The sequence below is a fragment of the Maribacter thermophilus genome, from assembly GCF_001020565.1.
GTDB lineage: Bacteria > Bacteroidota > Bacteroidia > Flavobacteriales > Flavobacteriaceae > Maribacter > Maribacter thermophilus.
Genome location: NZ_LDAS01000001.1, coordinates 2,193,093 through 2,213,409 on the forward strand (window position 1 = coordinate 2,193,093; position 20,317 = coordinate 2,213,409).

The following is a 20,317-nucleotide window of genomic DNA, read 5'->3' on the forward strand; positions in this document are numbered from 1 at the left end:
AAAAACAGCATTTCAAAACAAACGCAATACTTAGGTTTTTTGCGATATTCTCAAAATAGAACTTGTTATATTATACATACTAAAATATCAATACTGTTTAATCTATAACTTTGAATTTTATAACACATTCTTAAAGTTTTATTAAAATTCCTTTGGATTATTAACACTTTATTTTGATTTTTGTCGCTAGCTAATTCAAATAATTAAAAAATGAGAACAAAACTAAATGGATTGTTGACGCTCTTGTTAGCGTTAATTGTGCATATTTCGTATGCACAAGAAAAAACAGTTTCCGGTACTGTTACCGACCAGGATGGGTTACCACTCCCGGGAGTTAACATTATTGTAACAGGAACTACGAATGGTACTCAAACAGATTTTGATGGTAATTATTCCATAACAGCGTCTGAGGGCCAAACATTGCTCTTTACTTATATTGGTATGAAGAACACCACCCAGACAGTTGGTGGTAGTAACACTATCAATGTTCAAATGACAGAGGATGCACAGGCTCTTGAAGAAGTGGTAGTTACGGCCCAAGGTATTAAAAGGGAGAAAAAATCGCTAGGTTATGCGGTTTCTTCTGTAGATGCCGAAGACTTGGAACAAAAAGCAGAAGGTGATGTAGGTAGGGTACTTAACGGTAAGGCCTCTGGGGTATTGATCAATGCCGCAAGTGGTATGTCTGGTTCCGCCACAAACATTGTAATACGTGGTTTTACCTCCATTTCTGGTTCTAACCAACCATTGTTCATTGTTGATGGTGTTCCTTTCAGTTCAGACACCAATGCACAAGGTGATGCAATTGACGGAAATGTAGGTTCAAGTAGATTTTTGGACTTAGACCCTAACAACATTGCCAATGTAAACGTGTTAAAAGGTTTGGCCGCGGCCAACTTATATGGTACCGCTGGTAGAAACGGTGTTATATTGATTACCACCAAGGCAGGTGCTGCCGGAACTGGTAAAAAGAAATCTGAAATAACGGTTACTTCTTCCATTTTCTTCAACGAAATCTCAACATTGCCAGATTACCAAGACCAATATGGTAATGGTTTTGACCAGGCTTATGGTGAGTTCTTTAGTAACTGGGGACCTGATTTCAATATACCTGAACCAAATAACTTTGGAGCAACTTGGGCCGGTACCAACGACGAAGGTACAATCTTAATCAGACACCCATATTCAGTAAATAGTGCGGTAAGTGCTGCATTTCCAGAGTATCAAGGTGCTACATATGAGTTTAAGCCTTATGATAGCGTAAAAAACTTTTTCCGTACGGGAACGGTTACCAATAACTCCATTAACGCCTCCGGTGCTTCTGAGGATGGCAAACTATCTTATAACGCCAGTATTGGTAATTTAAAGGATGAAGGTTTTACACCTGGAAACAAACTACAAAGAACTACCTTTAGTGTTGGTGGTAGAGCTGAGTTAAGTAATAAGTTCACCGTAAACGGAACCATGAACTTTACGAAAAGTGATGTTAAATCACCTCCTATCGCTGCCAGTACAGGTAACGGTGCATTTGGTGACGGTGCTTCGGTATTCGGCCATTTGTTCTTTACGCCAAGAAGTGTTGACCTAATGGGACTTCCTTATCAAAATCCTATTGACGGAAGCAGTGTTTACTACAGAGGTGGTAACGATATTCAAAACCCACGATGGACCGCAGAGAATGCCTTTGCCAATCAAAACACCAACAGGGTATTTGGTAGCACCCAGTTCAGCTACAAGATAAACGACAATATCAATGTTTTCTGGAGAACAGGTTTAGATTTCTACACTGAACGTAACGAGATCGGTCAAAACAAAGGTGGTGCCGAAGGATATGTGCAAGGTAGGTATCAAACCTATGACAACAAAAATACCATTTGGGATCATACCGCACAGTTAAACGGTATGTGGCAATTAACGGACAAATTAGACATGAATGTTAACTTAGGTGCAACTTCTAGAAGAACAGAATTTTCTAGACAAGGTGTTACCAGTGACCAACAATCTATTTTCAATGTCTTTAAGCATTACAACTTTGCAACATCTGCGCCAGTTCAGTATGACGAGATCCAGAACATTATGGGTGTTTACGCACAAACAGAATTTGGTTACGACAACTTTGCATATTTAACCTTGGCGGCAAGAAATGATTGGGTTTCCAATTTTATAGAAAACTCTATCTTTTATCCTTCTGCCAGTTTATCAATATTGCCTACGGCACTTATAGATGGGTTGCAGTCTCAAAACGGTCTTAACTTCTTAAAATTAAGAGCTGGTTACGGTACCTCTGCAGGTTTCTTTGGCGGGTATCCTGTAGCCAACACGGCAACTTTGGACACTAGAGAATTCCTTAAAGATGGTACTTTGGTCTCTTCTATTACAGTAGATGACGAATTGGCAAATCCAGCTCTAAGTCCAGAATTATTACAAGAGCTTGAATTTGGTCTTGAATCAAGATTCATCCAAAACAGGGTATCCTTGGACGTATCCATTTACAAGAAAACCACTACAGATCTAATTTCAGAGCAACCATTGGATCCTTCATCCGGTTACACTTCAACTGTAACAAATATTGGTGAGGTTCAGGTAAAGGGTATAGAAGCTGATTTAGGTGTTTCTCTATTTAGAAGTGAAAACGAAGGTGGTTTTAACTGGGATGTAAACGCCAACTTTACGGCTGATGAATCTACAGTAATCGACTTAGGACAGGATACGGACAACATTAACATTGGAGGTCTGTTCTCTGACCTTTCCAACTTTGCCGTAGCAGGAAGGCCATTCGGTATTATCATGGGCTCTAGAGTCTTAAGAGATGATGCAGGCAACAAAGTAGTTACCAGTACAGGTAGTTATGCCGAGGAAAATGGATTGTTTGAAATAGGTGATCCTAATGCCGATTGGAGATTGAACGTAAGTAATGGATTCAGGTTCAAGAACTTTAGTTTTAACTTCGATATATCTTACAGGCATGGTGGTGATGTTTACGCAAATACCATCTCTGCTTTGGTAGGTCGTGGTTTAACTACCGATACTCAAGACCGTGTATCCACATTCATTTTACCAGGTGTTAAAGCTGATGGTTCGGTAAATGACATTCAAATCAACAACTCTGACTACTACTTCAGCAACGTGGCTTTTGGCCCAAGCGAATTACAGGTTTACGATGGTAGTACCATTCGTCTAAGAGAAGTTAGGTTAGGATATTCAGTACCTAGCAAGGCATTGGAAAGAACTCCATTTGGATCTTTAAGTTTTACCTTAACTGGTCAAAACCTATGGTTTAAAGGTATAAACATACCTGAGGGCACTAATTTTGACCCAGAAAACTTAGGGGTCGGTGTAGGTAATGCACTAGGATTTGACTTTATCAATAGCCCAGGTTCAAGAAGATATGGTATGTCTATAAAAGCAACATTTTAAAAAAAAAAGAAAATGAAAATATTTATTAAAAACTTAGTTCTAACAGTTTTCTCCGCGGGGCTTATTCTTTCGTGTGAGAGTACGGAACTTGATTTAATTACCGACCCAAATGCGGTGAGTCCTGATCAAGCTACTCCAGATTTTTATCTGAATCGTGTACAAGAAGAATTTGCAAGATTCAACGAAGACATGGGATCCAATGGTGCCGAGGTAACAAGATTGGAAAACATGGGCACACGTTTGTACCAACAAGCTTACTCTCCAGCATCTCAAGACGGAGAATGGAGATATGCCTATTCCTCTATGTTAACAGATATTAGCGCCATGAATATTTTGGCTACCGAAGCTAACTTTAAGCGTCATATAGGTATGGGGCAAGTAATGCAAGCCTTTACAATAGTCACCTTGGTAGATTTTTATGGAGATGTTCCATACACCGAAGCCATTTCAGGTATAGATAACTTAAACCCAACAGCCGATAGCGGAGCATCTATTTACGCTGCCGCAATGGATTTGTTGGACGATGCAATCGCTAACTTTACAACTGACGATAATGCCGCTGATCCTGAGAATGATTATTACTATGGTGGAGATTGGGATACTTGGGTGAAATTGGCCAACTCTATAAAATTGAAAATTTATGCACAGACAAGATTGGTAGATGCCAGTGCAGCTGCCTCTTTTGAGACAATTATTACCGGTGGTAACTATATCACTTCTGTAGATGAAGATTTTCAATTTTCTTGGGGAACCAACGTGGTCAACCCTGATGCTAGACATCCTGATTATGCCGATAACTACACCACAACTGGTGCTGGAGACTATATGTCCAATTGGTTGATGAATTATATGGACAATTCCAAAAAAGATAATGCCATAACCATCTACAATGACAGCGACCCAAGAATTCGTTACTACTTTTATAGACAAAACCCAACCACACCAGGTGCAGTTGATTCCGATGGCCCTAACCAACAGACTCTTTCTTGTAGTGTAGAGCCTATCCCTGATCATTATGCTGATGGAAACTTCACTTTCTGCTACCTACCTAATGGTTATTGGGGTAGAGACCATGGTGATGACGATGGTACACCTCCAGATGGGGAATTGAAAACCACGTATGGTGTTTATCCAGCTGGTGGTGAGTTCGATGACAGTACTTTTGCTGGGGTTGATTTAGGCTCTGGTGCTGCTGGTGCCGGTATAACCCCCATTTTCTTGGCACAGACAATAGATTTCCTTAAAGCAGAAATGGCTTATTTTGACAACGAGCTTGAAGATGCAAAAACATATATGCTAGACGGAATAGAAAAATCGATTGAAAAAACAATGGCTTTTGGTGTCTTGGATGGTGGTGCAGATTTATCACTTGAACCTACCGCCACCGACGTTACCGATTACCTTGCAGAGGTCGAAGCAGAATATGATGCCGCTGCTGGTGATGAAAAGTTAAATCTATTGGCAAAAGAATTCTTTGTATCATTATTTGGTAACGGAATAGATGCATATAACTTTTATAGAAGAACAGGATATCCAAATGACCTTCAACCAAACCTGGAACCAGATCCTGGTGCCTTCATCAGATCGTTCCTTTACCCTGCGGTCTATGCCAACAATAACAGTAATGTAACGCAAAAGACGTCAGTAACAGAAAAAGTTTTTTGGGACAACAACCCTGATAGCGGTTTTCCTTTATCAAATTAAAAAAATAGAATTATGAAAAGATATATTAAAAACATATTAATGTTATCGTTGGTTTCCGCTGGCTTTTTGGCCTGCGAATCCAGCAATAAGACTATAGACGATGTCTTCGAAGAAGTGACCAGGGGGGCTGTCTTTAGATCAACGACCTCGGCTTCAGAAGTAGCCGCACAGGAATTTAGTTATGAAGATCCCAATGCCCAATATTCTGTCACCTTTGAGGTCGAAGATAATGCTCAAGGCGAGTTATTGGACAATGTTGAAATCTATACTTCTTTCACCAGTATAGCAGATGACGCTTTATCAACTACATCAACGTTGCTTAAAACGATTTCTGCTTCCGAGTTCACCCCTAATGAAGATGGACTTCCATCTATAACCGTTGTTTTAACCCTAGGAGAACTTGTTGCTGCCAATGGTTTATCTGATGGAGATTATTTTGGTGGAGACAGTTTTACGATCAAATACGTTCTTAATCTTACAGATGGAAGATCTTTTACCAATACCAACTTGAACAGTACGGTATCGGGTGGATCTTACTTTAGGTCTCCTTTTATCTACACCATTCCATTGGTTTGCCCTCCAATAGCTCCAACTCCAGGAACATGGACAATGGTATTGAACGATTCTTATGGTGACTCATGGAATGGCGCTTCTTTGGACGTGAACATTGATGGCACTATCACAAATTATACTCATGATGGAGGTGATAGCACAACTATTACATTTGATGTTCCTACAGGAGCAGAATTAATTCAAATTGTTTATAACAGTGGCTCTTATGACGAAGAAAATACTTTTCAAGTAACTTCTGCAAATGGAGAGACCGTTTTGGACTTAGGCCCAGAACCAAAAGCTGGAGCAAGTCTTTTTGATTTCTGTCTACCTTTGAATTTATAATATAATTTATAGAATATGTAAAAAGGTGCAAACATATGTTTGCACCTTTTTTTGTTTACTCATGTAGCAATAAAAATTCGGTATTCTCAATTCCCTTGCCTTTTTCACATATTTCTTACCTTTAAAATATAACCCAGTCCATACAACCAATATGAAAAAATTAAAATTAGTTTTATTATTTATCGTGCTAATTAACTCTTGCAAAGAGAACCCGATAAAAGAAACTAAAAAAGTTGCCTCACCTACCAATTCTGAAAATCGGGCAAAGGAAGAAAAAGAGCAGACAAACGGGGGGTTATTCTTACCGGATGGTTTTTCTGCGTTAGTAGTTGTAGACAGTATAGGCCCTTCTCGCCATATAGCGGTCAACGACAACGGTGATATCTATGTTAAATTGAGGGAACCTAAGAGAATTAACGGCAATATGGCCCTAAGGGATACCGACGGCGACGGAAAAGCCGATATTATAAAACGTTTTGGCGATTACCCCAACGACGGCACCTTTGCTACAGAAATGCGTATTCACAACGGTTATCTCTACTTTAGCTCAGAACAAGTAATCTATAGACAAAAGCTATCCGATTCCGAATTAATTCCGGAAGGAAAACCAGAGGTTGTTCTTACAGATCACTTTCCTAAAAGATGGCACAATGCCAAATCTTTGGCTTTTGACGAAGAAGGAAATATGTATGTTACTTTTAGTGCCCCTACCAATGCCTGCGAGGATGCCAACTCTAAAGGGCAAATAAAAGGTATGTACCCCTGTCCTGGCCTAGATGTATTGGGCAGCATATGGAAATTTGATGAAAACAAATTGGGACAATCGCAACAAGATGGTCAACTGTATGCAACCGGCATCAGGAGCATGGTGGCCATTTCATGGAACCATGAGGACAACACCTTGTACGGTGTACAACATGGCCGAGATTACCTACACAACCATGCACCACAATATTATAGTAAATGGGACCAAGCCGTATTACCTGCCGAAGAATTTATGAAAATAGAGGAAGGTGATAACTTCGGATGGCCTTATAGCTACTACGACCATTTTAAAAACAAAAAAATGGTAGCCCCCGAATATGGAGGGGATGGCCAAAAAGAAGCTGTGGGCTTTAAAGATCCTATTATAGGCCTACCGGCACACTGGGCACCTAATGATCTATTATTCTACACCGGAAACCAATTCCCCCCTAGATATAAAGAAGGAGCATTTATTGCCTTTCATGGATCAATGAATAGAGGTCCTTACCCCCAAGGAGGTTATATTGTGGCCTTTGTTCCCTTCAAAAAAGGAAAGCCAACCGGCAAATGGGAAGTTTTCGCCGATGGTTTTATTGGGGTAGATTCCGCCCAAACCACCGACGACGCAAAATACCGCCCTATGGGACTATCTCAAGGTAAAGATGGATCGCTTTATATCTCAGAATCAAAACAGGGAAAAATATGGCGAATTAACTTTAATGGAGACCGTGAAATCTTTGGCGACAAAGAACTAGAAAAAATGGAAAAACGAAAATCCCGACCCCATTTAAAAACTCCTGAAAAACCTTAGTGTTTATTATCAATAAAAAAAGTAATTTATTCCAATCAAAAAAACGACCGATCATCATCCAATAACCCATATCATGAGCAAATCTTCTTCTCTCCTAAAAATGAACCTGGCATACATGCTCTTAGCATGCTGCCTATTTTCATGTTCCGATGACGATTTTACACCACCTCATTCTGAAGAGGAAGAAATCTTATTGGACGAGAATCAGGAAGGTAACGAAGAAGAAGAAGAAGAAGAAGAAACATCCGAAAATACCGGGGAGACTATAGAAGGTGAAATGGGTACCGTCACTTTTTACAATAAAAACCTGACTGAGGACCATTACATTCTTGTAAACGACGCCATGAGCAATAGGGTTTATTTAATGGACAAGAATGCGGACATGGTCTACGAATGGCCCTTAGGAGGTCAAAAAATCGGGAATGATGCCGTAATACTTCAAGACGGCACCTTATTAGCCTCATTACAAGACGATAATCCAGAGATTTTATTCGGAGGCTTTGGCGGTAAAATTCAGATTATAGCAAAAGATGGCGAGATTTTATGGGATTATAGTTATTCTAATAGCGAGCACCGATCTCATCATGATGTGGAGTTACTTCCAAATGGTAATATTTTAGCAATTGCTTGGGAAAAAATGTCAGAAGCCGAAGCTTTGGAAAACGGCTCTAAATATGGAACAGACCTATACCCTGAATCTATTATAGAAATAAACCCAGACACCAACAGCATTACATGGGAATGGCATGCCAAAGACCACCTCGTGCAAGACTACGATAGCTCTAAGCTAAATTATGGAGTAGTAGAAAACAATCCTCAATTAATAAATCTTAATTACTACGAGGCCACCGACGGAAATATAATGCATGCAAATGGTATTGGTTATGACGGACTAAACGACCTTATTTATCTAAGTGTCAATTATTATAGTGAAGTCTGGGTCATAGACCATTCTACCAGTACAGAAGAAGCGGCCGGCCATACCAGTGGAAATTTTGAAAGAGGCGGCGACCTACTATACAGGTTCGGTAACCCAAGCACCCAAAATAAAGGAGAAACAAATCGGCTTTTCCACAACAATCATTTCCCAAACTTATATGAGGACGGGAAAATGTTGATTTTTTCAAATGGAGGAGACTTGGAACAATCTACCGTTTATGAATTTGATTTGCCAAATGAACTCTCCCTTAAAACCGTTCCAGAAACTACAAACCCCGAAATTACATGGAGTTACTCTAACCCGGAAATTTATTCCCCAAAAGTATCGGGAGCTGTACGTTTACCCAATGGAAACACCTTAATTACCGAAGGTGACTACGGCATATGGGAAGTTACCACCGAAGGTGAAATCGTATGGAAATTTTCGGCTGTAGGTTTTTTCTGGAGGGCATACCATTATGCCAAGGATGATCCGGCAATATTGGCCTTAGATCTTTAAAAAATGTCGCTTGTTTTTATGTATGCCGAGTTGAAAAAAATTCACACCTGATGCTCAAATTAAGTATCTTCGCCCCATGAATGATCAAATATATGGCATAAGGGCCATTTTAGAAGCTATCGATTCCGAACAGCCAATCAATAAAATCTTTCTTCAGAGAGGGCTTAGTGGCGAACTTTTCAAAGAACTGGAGTCTGCCATAAGGAAAAACGATCTTATTTGCTCATATGTACCTGTTGAAAAACTCAACAGGCTAACCAAAAACAACCATCAGGGAGCCGTGGCGAGTATATCTCCCATTAAATTTCATACCCTTGAAACATTGGTAGAAACAGTATCGAACAAAGAGAGCAATGCCCTATTTCTCCTTTTAGATCAACTTTCGGATGTTCGTAACTTTGGGGCCATCATCAGAACAGCGGAATGTACCGGTGTAGATGGCATTATAATTCAGAAAAAGGGTGCCGCCCCAGTAACCGCAGACACGATTAAAACCTCGGCAGGTGCTGCTTTTAAAGTTCCTATTGCAAAAGTAGACCATATAAAGGACGCTATTTATTATTTACAAGCCTCTGGTATTAAGGTGGTATCGGCGACCGAGAAAACAACGGATTCCATATATGATGTTTCATTCACCCAACCCATTGCTATCGTAATGGGGGCCGAAGACCAAGGTATTTCCCCCTCTATTTTAAAAGCTTCGGACTACAAGGCCAAATTACCCTTGTTAGGAGAAATTGAATCATTGAACGTTTCCGTCGCTTGTGCCGTATTTTTATACGAAGCGGTCAGGCAACGTCTACAAGGCTAATTCTCCGTAGGTCTTTCACCATCATTACTTTCCTTGTAATGATATTTATAATTTATCGATTCTTGAGATTCCTCCTCTGGTATCGACTCAATAAAGTTACCTTCTGCATCAAAATGCCTTAAAAAAGGGTCTTCCTCTTCGTTATAACCTTCTTTTTCCCATTCAAACTTTTTGGGCAACGGCACTCGCACCTTGAATATCAGTGCAAAGAACAGCCCTGTTATAAAACCACCCAAATGACCTTCCCATGAAATACCTTCTTTAACCGGAAATATATACCACAGAAGACTCCCATATATAAACACTACCACCAAAGAAAGGGCCACCAACCGATAATGCTTTGTAAAAATACCTTTGAAGAAAACGAAACTTGCCAACACATAAATAAGCCCACTGGCACCAATATGGTATGACGGCCTTCCGATCAACCAAGTGATCGCTCCCGATAACAACACCCCGCCTACCAATACTTTAAAAGCTACTTTATCATAAAAATAAAATAGGGCCGAAAGCAAAACCGCAAGCGGAATGGTATTGTTCCACAGATGCTCTAGAGAACCATGGATAAAAGGACTAAAGACAATCCCTTTTAACCCCGTGACCGTTCTTGGATAAATACCGTAGTCGTTAAAGTTTGTTCCCATCAACAACTCTACCCAATAAACCGTCCATATGGTCAGAACGGCTACCAAAGGAACAAAAATCACCTTGTTCGAAAACTTAAAATGTTGATTCTCTAACATTTTACACTTAGTATCAATTAATTGGCCAAAATAAAAAATCGGTTAAAATGTCATTTACCAAAAATAAGTCTAAATTTTTATCCAATATTGTCTATCCGTCAAATGCGTTTAGTAAACTTTATTCTATTTTTATACCATGAATCAGCCATTAGCAGAGCGGGTACGTCCAAAAAATTTAGAGGAATACATAAGCCAAAACCATTTGGTAGGAGAAAATGGTTCTTTGACCCATCAGATAAAAAAGGGCATCATCCCTTCTTTAATACTATGGGGCCCTCCAGGAACGGGAAAAACCACGTTGGCCAATATTATTGCCGAAGAAAGCAAAAGACCTTTCTATGTTTTAAGTGCGATCAACAGTGGCGTAAAAGACATTAGGGAAGTTATAGACAAGGCCAAACAAGCAGGGGGGCTTTTTACGACCAAAAACCCCATTCTTTTTATAGATGAGATACATAGGTTTAGTAAATCGCAACAAGATTCGCTCTTGGCAGCCGTAGAAAAAGGTTGGGTAACACTTATAGGTGCCACTACCGAAAACCCAAGTTTTGAAGTAATTCCTGCCCTTTTATCAAGATGTCAGGTCTACGTTCTCAACGCTTTTGACAAGGAAGATTTAGAACAACTTTTAAAACGTGCCATTAAGAAAGACGATGTTCTAAAATCAAAAAAGATCGAGCTAAAGGAAACGGAAGCTTTATTGAGACTATCTGGCGGCGATGGTAGAAAACTATTGAACATTTTTGAACTGGTCGTTAATTCCGAACCTAATGACGAGATAACCATAACAGACGATTTGGTACTGTCAAAGGCCCAAAAGAACACTGTTCTATATGACAAAACAGGAGAACAGCATTATGACATCATTTCAGCTTTTATAAAATCGATCCGGGGCAGCGATCCCAACGGGGCCGTTTATTGGTTGGCAAGAATGATCGAGGGAGGCGAAGACGTAAAGTTCATTGCCAGAAGAATGCTTATTTCCGCTTCTGAGGATATAGGATTGGCCAACCCCACCGCATTGGTCATTGCCAATACCACCTTTCAGGCGGTAACCACCATCGGTTACCCGGAGGCTCGTATTATTTTGAGCCAATGTGCCATTTATTTGGCCACCTCGGCAAAAAGTAACGCCAGTTATATGGCCATAGGAAAAGCACAACAGACCGTTAAACAGACAGGAAACCTATCTGTTCCTCTTCATTTAAGAAATGCCCCAACAAAACTTATGAAGGATCTTGGCTATGGTACAGACTATAAATATGCCCATGACTACCAGAACAACTTTGTGAACGAAGAGTTTTTACCGGATGAACTTACGGGTACCTCGTTTTACCAACCCGGTAATAACCAGCGAGAAAATGCGCTCAGCGATTTTTTAAAAAAAAGATGGAAAGACAAATATGACTTCTAAAACTTAATGTTCAGTTCTTTTTGTACCAGCTTATCCCCTTCATAATATTCAAAGACCCATTTTCCATCCTTTTCGTAGACCATGCCACTTTTACCATCACCTTGTGCCATGTATACATTGTCGGTAGAACTTTTCATCAACTTCATTCTGATCTTGGGGGTGCTATCTACAAGTTGATACCCGTTGGCTAGTTTTTGGGCGTATAATACCTCTATCGATTTATCTATCTTATCCGATTTTATATCAGAAGAAACGGGTTCCCTATTTTTATACAACTGATCTTCGGTGGTAGCCTGCTGTACCACCATAGGATTCGCATTCTTTGGTTGTCTTTCGGCAACCTCGGCCTCAACATTTTTCTCTTCCAGTTTTTTTACGTCATTTTTAAAATTGAGCGTTACCGTCTCTTTCTCCCCTCCTTTATTGTTGTACACATAATTTACTCCGTTAAAGCTTTTCATTGCCATTCTAATGGCTTCGGAATATGCTCCCTTGAACTCTTTGACCTTACTTTTTCCCTCTTGGGTCTTGAACACTTCATCCCCATTACAATTGATCAGCGAAATCGAGGTCTTTGTCGTAAACATCGTGGAATCATCGATCAAAGAAGCCACAAGCCCCAAACATCTATTAAACTTCAAGTCATCGGGCAACGCGTCGTCATACACCACATTAAATCCTTTTTCAGCAAAAAGAAACTTCACCAAAGTGCTTGTTTGATGTTCATTTTCCTTTTTAAAAGCTTCAAAATGTTTTGGCACGATAACGTACTTATAATCGTTTAGGTTTGTTTGACCAAACATCATGAAATTCAACATCACAAAAAATGACAATACTAGGGTTCTCAAAATATTCTATGTTTAATTATTACCGATGGATATGAAAAAAGCATGCCAGAATGGTATACAGGAATTACTTTCGGCCCCAAGATATAATATTTAATCCTAATTGAAAAGAAGCATAATGGCTTGCGGCGATATTGCTATAAGAAAACAAATTATCGGCCATGGCATAAATATTTACGGGTCCGGCTTGCACATTAAGTCCTAGACCCACATTGGTATAGGTAAATTTATCTGCGGTATAGGTTCCTCTCAAGGCCAATACATTTCCGATTCTACGGGTATAAAAGCCTGTCAAGGCCATCTGCGGTCCCCGAGGCCTATTGATCATATATAAATGTGCCCCCACAGAATTTCTATAACGCGTTCTTAGACCGACACTTGTACCTTTTAAGGGATCACAGTCACAACCATTTGACGCCCCACCCATTGCTTCACCAAAATCTTTACGTAAAGAAACATTCAGCTTCGTTGGTCTAAAGGTAACATACCCCTTACTATATTTTTTAAACGGCACCAGGTCTTCTACCTCATCTACCAAATCTTGCCAATAATCCCTATTAAGATTGGTAAAATCCTCCAAAACATCTATTTCTATTCCTTCTGTGCTGGCGGCACCCTTTAGACTGTAACTTACTACATCTCCACTGTGATATACAAAACCTACATCCAACAGGCTACCAGTGACGATGGTTGTTTCGTTTAGGTTATACGAAAATCCCACATCCAGCCCCAAGCCCAAATCACCTCCAAAGAAAGCGCGTTTCATTATTGCATTCGTAAGCTCGTCGTTTTCTTGTGCCTCATCCAACTCCCTTAAGCCCGAGGTTTTTAGTTTCATATCGGAGACCAAGGTCGTAGTATAGGTATTGTTACTACCTGGGGTATTCACCAAGTACCCCTTGTTGTGTGTAGATGTATAGTCTAAAATTCCCGAATATAATTTACCCCTTGCCCCAATACTTAAACTATGGCTTACTTTTTTGTTGACCCCAAAATGAAACACATTCACCATAGAGCCCCTTGCCTTTAAATCGCTAAGGTCGAACCTTCTGTTTAACTGATCCGCATTGCCCTCAAAAACCAAAACGGCATAGTCTTGCGGCCAATATGAAATATTGTCCATTTCTATATAGGCCCCCAAAGAGTAAAATATATCAGGATCTACGCCTCTATAGCCCACATTAAAAAGTTCTATTTGTAGATTACCGCTTAACTCGTCCCTTGTTGATAGACCACCAACCAAACGATCGCGGACCTTATCATTAATATCAAGGCCATCATCTGCAAAGATATCGTTGACGGATACTCCATTACTTCCTGCATAACCGGATACACCTGACAACAGGGGAACGCCTACATACCATTTAAAACTGGTTTCCATTCCCGGATTTACCATCAACGATTGTGGTATTTCGGTAAAGTCATAAAGCAACTGTTTGTTCTGAGAGGCCAATAGATTACAGACAAGCAAAAGAAACACGGTAAGATTTCTAGAGAATATCATTTTACCCGTACCGTGAATTTAGCACTGGACCTTAAAATTATTGCCGGATCTGGCAGATCTGAGGTGCTGCTATTGTCCCCTAGGTTTCTTACCGATAACCTGATTTCAGAGGTATTTCTGATAATATCCAAATTCTTTCCTGTATTACCGTACGACACCTCTCTAATTAGTTGGGCCGTGGGAGCTTCACTCATTAGAAAAAACTCACTGTCCAGTACCGTATCATTATCGTCCAAGAACTCTATTAAAACTTCGACCTCTTTACTGGTCGTATTTTCAAGCTCGTAGGCAATAACCCCTTCTAGCACCCTTTCAGAAAAAAAATCTTCCTCGAAAGCATCGAAATTAAAGTCTTGTGTAAAAAAGTTCGGTCCTGTTACCCCGTTAATGACAGACTCTTGGGTCTTTATATAAAAAATACTAGTTTCAAAAGTCGGGGTTACGGACAACTCGTCATATTGTCCAAAATCTTGCTCTTCTGAACATGACCAAAGTAAAAAGACACTTAAAATAACCAGTCCAAAATATCTTAAAGCTTTCATATAGAGTAAATTTTACCCGCAAATCCTATCACAGGATACCACCTACAAATAACAACTCTATAAATAACTTTTTATTTCCTGCAATTCTGTAATTATCGGACTATAATCATGTACAGGTTCTTCGTGCGGATTAAAATGTATGGTATGGAACCCTACGGATTTGGCACCCAATATATCGGCTTCCAAACTGTCACCGATCATAATGGATTTATCAGGATCTGTACTTGCCTTTTGTAGAGCTAGTTCAAAAATAACCGGATTGGGCTTTTTAACACCCGCCATTTCCGAATCTATTATTTGCTTAAAATAATGATGGATACCGGAGTTTTTCAATTTTCTCTCTTGAATCTCTTGAAAGCCATTGGTGATAATGTGCAAATTATATTTGGGACGTAGGTAATCTAAAACAGATATGGTGTTCGGAAAAAGATGATTGTAAGATGACAAATGGTTAATGTATTCATCAGATAGGCTGTGAATGATGTCGTCGGTAACACAATAGCCTATTTGATCAAAAACGGTCTTTAGTCGTTGATATCTTAATTCTGCCTTTGTAATTTTTTCTTCACGGTACAATTTCCAAAAAGACAAATTGGCCGGGACATATACTTCTAAAAAACTTTCAAGGGCGATATCAATTTTATGTTCGGCCAATATTTTCTCAAAAGTCAATGAAGAATTCTTTTCAAAATCCCAAAGGGTATGGTCCAGATCAAAAAAGACATCGGTAACTAAGTCTTTAAACATTATATTTTGCGATTATATATTTATAGATTTCCTTCCAGTTATATTTATCATTGCTACCAAGCAGTTCATTGGAGAATACCGATATGAACATACCTTTTACCAATTTTATTTCTTGATAGACCACATCCATTCTTTTTTCTATTTCGGCTTTCTTTTTTAGGTCCAACAAGGCATAATCGTGCAATACAAAAGGGTACACCTTAATAGGTTGCTTTACCTCTAAGGGGATATCATAAAATTGAAACGGGGTACACGTACCTGCCCTAAAACCTATCTTATGACTATAGCCCATGGTATAATCATCTGTAAATTCGGCAGCGATCAAGTTTCTATATGTATCCGGTATATCTACACGGTTATAACGCATTCTTGAGTAATTGACAGGTCTGTTTACAACATGTTCCAAATTATTTTTCTCATTTCTCAAAAGATCTAAATCGTTAAAAGAGCTATACGAGGCCGCTAGGGCCACTTTAGAGTAATCGCCTACGTGTTTGATCAATGCCCTAAACTTATTGCTATTAGTAGATACATTTTTATCGTACTTTGAATAATTGGCAAATTGAAAAAAGAAGATACTTTTCACCTTTAATTCTCTATGCCACTCGATCAGTGTCTCAAAATTATCGTAGGGATCCTTTTTGATATTTAAACTTACGGCTACCCTTTCTACCAGTCTTTTAAACTTAAAGGTTCCCAAATCCAATAAAAAGCCCGCCAACCCACGAATAACACCTCGGTTTGCGTAACAATGTGAAGTAGTTACATCTATGAGGGATAGGTATTCGTATTTTCGTGGCCCCTGTTTTAAGCTAGGAAAACGCTGTTTAAGAATCAGAAACAATTTCATGGCCCAAATATCCACTACGGGCCTTTCCAAGAATTTATGTTTGTATGCCAGACTGTCCCTATACGAAAAACGCCCGTGGGCATCTTTCACATGTGGCAAATATTCTTCATACCTGCTTATTAGATAAAAAGTAGCGGCAAAAACATCAAAGGGCAAATTGCTCCTTTCTCCCGTAGAAAAAAAACAAGGAACATTGTCCCAACTCTTTACCTGTATTTCTACGTCGTGGATCCCCTGTTCGAACAGAAGCCCATGACTTCTAATAAAGAATTCGTTTTGCAAAGGCTGTTTGGTATAAGTAATCTTTTCATCGCCATGCTTTATAAAATCCTCTACTTTGGTTGTAAAACCAATTTCTATACCCAACATTGTAGTGAAGATCTGCTTCATTGTGTAGGTTACGCGTGGCGTAATCTTATGTGTATAAATCAACAGCATTTACAATACCTGTTTATCTGCAAAACTAAAATAATCCTTTTGCGTAATTATAAGATGGTCCAAAACCTTTATATCCAATGACTCGGAGGCCTGAACTATTTTTTTTGTTATCTGCTCGTCGGCCATACTGGGCCTTAATGTACCCGAAGGATGGTTATGCGCCAGAATTAATGCTACCGCACCTATCTCCAACGCCTGTTTCATTATTAAACGCACATCTACCAATGTTCCCGTAATACCACCTTTGCTCAGTTGAGCCTTATGCAACACCCTGTTGGAATTGTTTAGGTACAAGATCCAAAATTCTTCATGTTCCAACTCTCCCATAATAGGCTGTAAAATTTCAAAGGCATCCTTACTACTTCCTATTTTATTGATCTGGGCGCCCTCTTCCCCTCTTCTTCTTCTTCCCATTTCCAATGCGGCCGCAATGGTAACAGCCTTGGCCTCCCCTATTCCCTTAAACTGCATTAGTTGTTGAACGGATAGCTTTCCCAACTCGTTTAAATTGTGGTTTACCGATGCCAAAATTCTTTTGGAAAGCTCTACGGCGCTTTCAGACCTGCTACCCGACCCTATAAGTATCGCTATTAATTCGGCATCAGAAAGAACAGAACGCCCCTTATGTACCAATTTCTCCCTTGGTTTGTCATCGTCGGACCAATGCTTTATAGAAAACGAGGTTTGTTTTTCTTGCATTTGTTAAAGATACTGAACTAATTATTCTAATGCAGATCTAAAACGATTATCAAAACAAACGCACGAACATGGCTATTAACACTCTATGATCGCCTTAACCTCATTTAGATCCAAACTGCCATAATTACCAGAACTCATAAGCAATAAAGTTGTATTGGTATAATCATGAGTCTTTATAAAGTCATGAAACGAAGAAGCCTCGGTAAAAACATTCAAGTCCTTTCTTTCAAAAGCTTCGGAAATTTGACCAGGTGTCACTTCTTTTAATTTCTTAATGGCCACAGATTCTGGCAAATAGAATATTACCGCCTCATCTGCCGCATCCAGGGCTCCTTTATATTCTTTAAGAAACTCTGGATTAAAACTACTATAGGTATGCAGCTCAAGGCAGGCAATAAGTTTTCTGTCGGGGTATTGTTCTTTTACCGCTTTCGTAGTTGCAGCCACCTTGCTTGGTGAATGGGCAAAATCTTTAAATGCCACACTGTGAGGTGTCTCAGCAATTTTCTCCAGTCTTTTTGAAGCTCCCTTAAAAGTGGCAATGGCCTCGTAAAAATCTTCCTCGTCCACTCCCATATTTTGACAGATCCATTTTGCCCCTGCCAAATTGCTAAGATTATGCTTACCGAAAATCTCTATTGGCATTGGTCCGTCGCTCGTCTGCAATAAGGTTTGACCGTTCTCTACAGCATACTCGGGGGTAGTATAAGGTAATTTTCTTATAGGGTTTTCAGAAGCCTCCACTACATTTTTTACCTCGGCATCTTCTTCGTTATAGGTAATACTTCCGCCCTTTACGATACTATCGACAAATATTTTAAACTGTTCTACATAGTTCTCATAAGTAGGAAATACATTGATGTGGTCCCAAGCTATACCGCTCAACAAAGCAATATTGGGCCTGTACAAATGAAACTTTGGCCTACGATCTATAGGCGACGACAAATATTCATCACCCTCTAGAACAATGAAATCGTTTTCTTCGGTCAAATGCACCATTCTATCAAAACCGTCCAGTTGGGCCCCTACCATATAATCTACTGGAATATCATGATAATTAAGCACGTGTAGAATCATAGAGGTAATAGTGGTTTTACCATGACTACCACCTATCACTACTCTTGTCTTGTTCTTAGATTGTTCATACAAGAACTCGGGATACGAATATATTTTTAAACCCAATTCTTGCGCCCGTAACAATTCTGGGTTATCCTCTTTAGCATGCATTCCCAATACCACGGCATCCAAATCTTTATGTACTTTCTCCGGAAACCATCCAAATTGCTTGGGCAACAGTCCCTTTGATTCCAACCTAGACTTAGAAGGTTCAAATATAACATCATCACTGCCGGTCACTATGTATCCCTTATGCTGTAAGGCTAGGGCCAAATTATGCATTGCACTACCCCCAATCGCTATAAAATGTATCTTCATCATCATTAATTATGGGGTAAAGATACATATTGACATAGTTAGCGCAAATGATTTTAAGAACAGTAATATTCTTTTTAACTTAGAACCAGATCTACAGACATGAACTTAAACACCAACAATATTCCTACAAAGGAAATAATGCCGGGCTACCATGGTAAACTGGTACATGGCGACACTATAAGCCTTGTATTTTGGGAGGTCGAAAAAGGGGCCGAAGTACCCGAACACGCACACATGCACGAACAGATCATGCATGTTATGGAAGGAGATTTCGAGTTTACCTTAGATGGCCATACCAAGGTATATACCAAAGGTGATATTGTAGTAATAGGTTCTCACAAAAAACATAGCGGAAAAGCATTGACCCCATGTAAATTAATGGATGTTTTTAGCCCCGTAAGGGAAGAATACAAATAGGTTTAGACATGAATATATCCTTAAAAGGAAGAACCGCCCTAGTGGGCGGAAGTAGTGGAGGAATAGGAAAAGCAATAGCCCAACAATTGGCGGAAAGCGGTGCCAGTGTCACTTTAATGAGCCGTAGCGCCGATAAACTAAAGAACATAATTGCCGGTCTACCCACGCACCAAGGTCAAAAACACCGCTTTTTAGTCGTCGATTTTACCAACTTTAAAAACTATAAAGAGATTATAGAAAACTTCTTCGAAGTAAATAGCGTAGATATATTGGTGAACAACACACAGGGGCCCAGTGCCGGAAGCGCCTTGGAGAAAACCACGGCAGACTACCAAGAAGCCTTTGACCTTCTTTTTAAAACAGTAGTACTGACAACCGAACTAGCGTTAAAAAACATGATGAAAAACAAATGGGGACGCATTATAAACGTAGCCTCTGTTTCGGTAAAAGAACCCTTGTCGTATTTGGCATTATCCAACTCTATTAGGGCAGCGGTGGTTACATGGGCAAAATCTCTTTCCAACGATGTAGGCCCATACCATATTACCGTAAACAATATTTTAACAGGTTATTTTGATACCGACCGAATTGCACAACTGAACGCAAAAAAGGCTGAACAAATGGGTGTTCCACAAAGTGAAGTACGAAAGGAAATGGAGTTCAAGGTTCCATTAAAGCGTATTGGAGACCCCAAGGAATATGGTTATTTGGCTACATTTTTGGCTTCTGAAAACGCAGCTTTCATTACTGGCACCAATATACCTATAGATGGCGGACTTTTAAAATCGCTGTAACAAAAAAAGTTGAATACATCCTATTCTTGTATGCCTCCCCAAAAAAGTAGTGTTCACTAACCAAGATG

The 20,317-nt window shown here is 39.6% G+C and carries 17 protein-coding genes; 9 read left to right on the plus strand and 8 right to left on the minus strand.

Going from position 1 to position 20,317, the window contains the following annotated elements:
* The first annotated feature begins 210 nt into the window (after positions 1-210).
* The 6 genes from AB657_RS09540 (at position 211) to rlmB (ending at position 9,822) form a co-directional block, all read left to right on the plus strand.
* Positions 211-3,417, plus strand: a complete 3,207-nt coding sequence (locus AB657_RS09540; protein WP_047246279.1) for a SusC/RagA family TonB-linked outer membrane protein — start codon at positions 211-213, stop codon at positions 3,415-3,417.
* A 12-nt stretch (positions 3,418-3,429) separates the two neighbouring features.
* The gene (locus AB657_RS09545; RefSeq protein WP_047246280.1) at positions 3,430-5,121 is read left to right on the plus strand and encodes a SusD/RagB family nutrient-binding outer membrane lipoprotein; all 1,692 of its coding nucleotides are present in this window, start codon (positions 3,430-3,432) and stop codon (positions 5,119-5,121) included.
* 12 nt (positions 5,122-5,133) lie between these two features.
* A complete protein-coding gene (locus tag AB657_RS09550) occupies positions 5,134-6,018 on the plus strand; it encodes a hypothetical protein (protein WP_047246281.1) in 885 nt (294 codons plus the stop codon).
* A gap of 151 nt (positions 6,019-6,169) precedes the next feature.
* Positions 6,170-7,573, plus strand: coding sequence for a PQQ-dependent sugar dehydrogenase (locus AB657_RS09555; RefSeq protein ID WP_047246282.1), 1,404 nt, complete (start codon positions 6,170-6,172; stop codon positions 7,571-7,573).
* 73 nt (positions 7,574-7,646) lie between these two features.
* The gene (locus AB657_RS09560) at positions 7,647-9,011 is read left to right on the plus strand and encodes an aryl-sulfate sulfotransferase (protein ID WP_047246283.1); all 1,365 of its coding nucleotides are present in this window, start codon (positions 7,647-7,649) and stop codon (positions 9,009-9,011) included.
* A gap of 76 nt (positions 9,012-9,087) precedes the next feature.
* Positions 9,088-9,822: a 23S rRNA (guanosine(2251)-2'-O)-methyltransferase RlmB gene (rlmB, locus tag AB657_RS09565; RefSeq protein WP_047246284.1), complete on the plus strand. Its 735-nt coding sequence runs from the start codon at positions 9,088-9,090 to the stop codon at positions 9,820-9,822.
* On the opposite strand, the gene AB657_RS09570 is transcribed toward rlmB, so the two are convergent.
* Positions 9,819-10,565, minus strand: coding sequence for a rhomboid family intramembrane serine protease (locus AB657_RS09570; RefSeq protein WP_047246285.1), 747 nt, complete (start codon positions 10,563-10,565; stop codon positions 9,819-9,821). The genes rlmB and AB657_RS09570 overlap by 4 nt on opposite strands.
* 136 nt (positions 10,566-10,701) lie before the next feature.
* Between AB657_RS09570 and AB657_RS09575 the strand changes: the two genes are divergently transcribed.
* On the plus strand, positions 10,702-11,979 hold the full coding sequence (locus AB657_RS09575) for a replication-associated recombination protein A (protein WP_047246286.1): 1,278 nt from the start codon (positions 10,702-10,704) through the stop codon (positions 11,977-11,979).
* On the opposite strand, the gene AB657_RS09580 is transcribed toward AB657_RS09575, so the two are convergent.
* From AB657_RS09580 to AB657_RS09610, 7 genes are all read right to left on the minus strand, one after another.
* Complete coding sequence (locus AB657_RS09580) at positions 11,976-12,827, minus strand: hypothetical protein (RefSeq protein ID WP_157491665.1); 852 nt, start codon at positions 12,825-12,827, stop codon at positions 11,976-11,978. The genes AB657_RS09575 and AB657_RS09580 overlap by 4 nt on opposite strands.
* Positions 12,828-12,891: 64 nt before the next feature.
* Positions 12,892-14,328: a DUF5723 family protein gene (locus tag AB657_RS09585; protein WP_047246288.1), complete on the minus strand. Its 1,437-nt coding sequence runs from the start codon at positions 14,326-14,328 to the stop codon at positions 12,892-12,894.
* The gene (locus tag AB657_RS09590) at positions 14,325-14,870 is read right to left on the minus strand and encodes a hypothetical protein (RefSeq protein WP_047246289.1); all 546 of its coding nucleotides are present in this window, start codon (positions 14,868-14,870) and stop codon (positions 14,325-14,327) included. The genes AB657_RS09585 and AB657_RS09590 overlap by 4 nt, the downstream gene beginning before the upstream one ends.
* Before the next feature lie 57 nt (positions 14,871-14,927).
* A complete protein-coding gene (locus AB657_RS09595) occupies positions 14,928-15,617 on the minus strand; it encodes a YjjG family noncanonical pyrimidine nucleotidase (protein WP_047246290.1) in 690 nt (229 codons plus the stop codon).
* Positions 15,610-16,857, minus strand: a complete 1,248-nt coding sequence (locus AB657_RS09600) for a polysaccharide deacetylase family protein (RefSeq protein WP_232304871.1) — start codon at positions 16,855-16,857, stop codon at positions 15,610-15,612. Before AB657_RS09600 ends, AB657_RS09595 begins: the two co-directional genes overlap by 8 nt.
* A gap of 48 nt (positions 16,858-16,905) precedes the next feature.
* Positions 16,906-17,604, minus strand: a complete 699-nt coding sequence (radC, locus tag AB657_RS09605) for a RadC family protein (protein WP_047246292.1) — start codon at positions 17,602-17,604, stop codon at positions 16,906-16,908.
* 75 nt (positions 17,605-17,679) lie between these two features.
* On the minus strand, positions 17,680-19,038 hold the full coding sequence (locus tag AB657_RS09610; RefSeq protein ID WP_047246293.1) for a UDP-N-acetylmuramate--L-alanine ligase: 1,359 nt from the start codon (positions 19,036-19,038) through the stop codon (positions 17,680-17,682).
* A 99-nt stretch (positions 19,039-19,137) separates the two neighbouring features.
* On the opposite strand from AB657_RS09610, the gene AB657_RS09615 reads away from it, so the two are divergent.
* Complete coding sequence (locus AB657_RS09615; protein ID WP_047246294.1) at positions 19,138-19,455, plus strand: cupin domain-containing protein; 318 nt, start codon at positions 19,138-19,140, stop codon at positions 19,453-19,455.
* 8 nt (positions 19,456-19,463) lie between these two features.
* Positions 19,464-20,249 (plus strand): SDR family oxidoreductase, encoded by a 786-nt coding sequence (locus AB657_RS09620; protein WP_047246295.1) that lies wholly within the window; start codon positions 19,464-19,466, stop codon positions 20,247-20,249.
* Positions 20,250-20,317 lie beyond the last annotated feature (68 nt).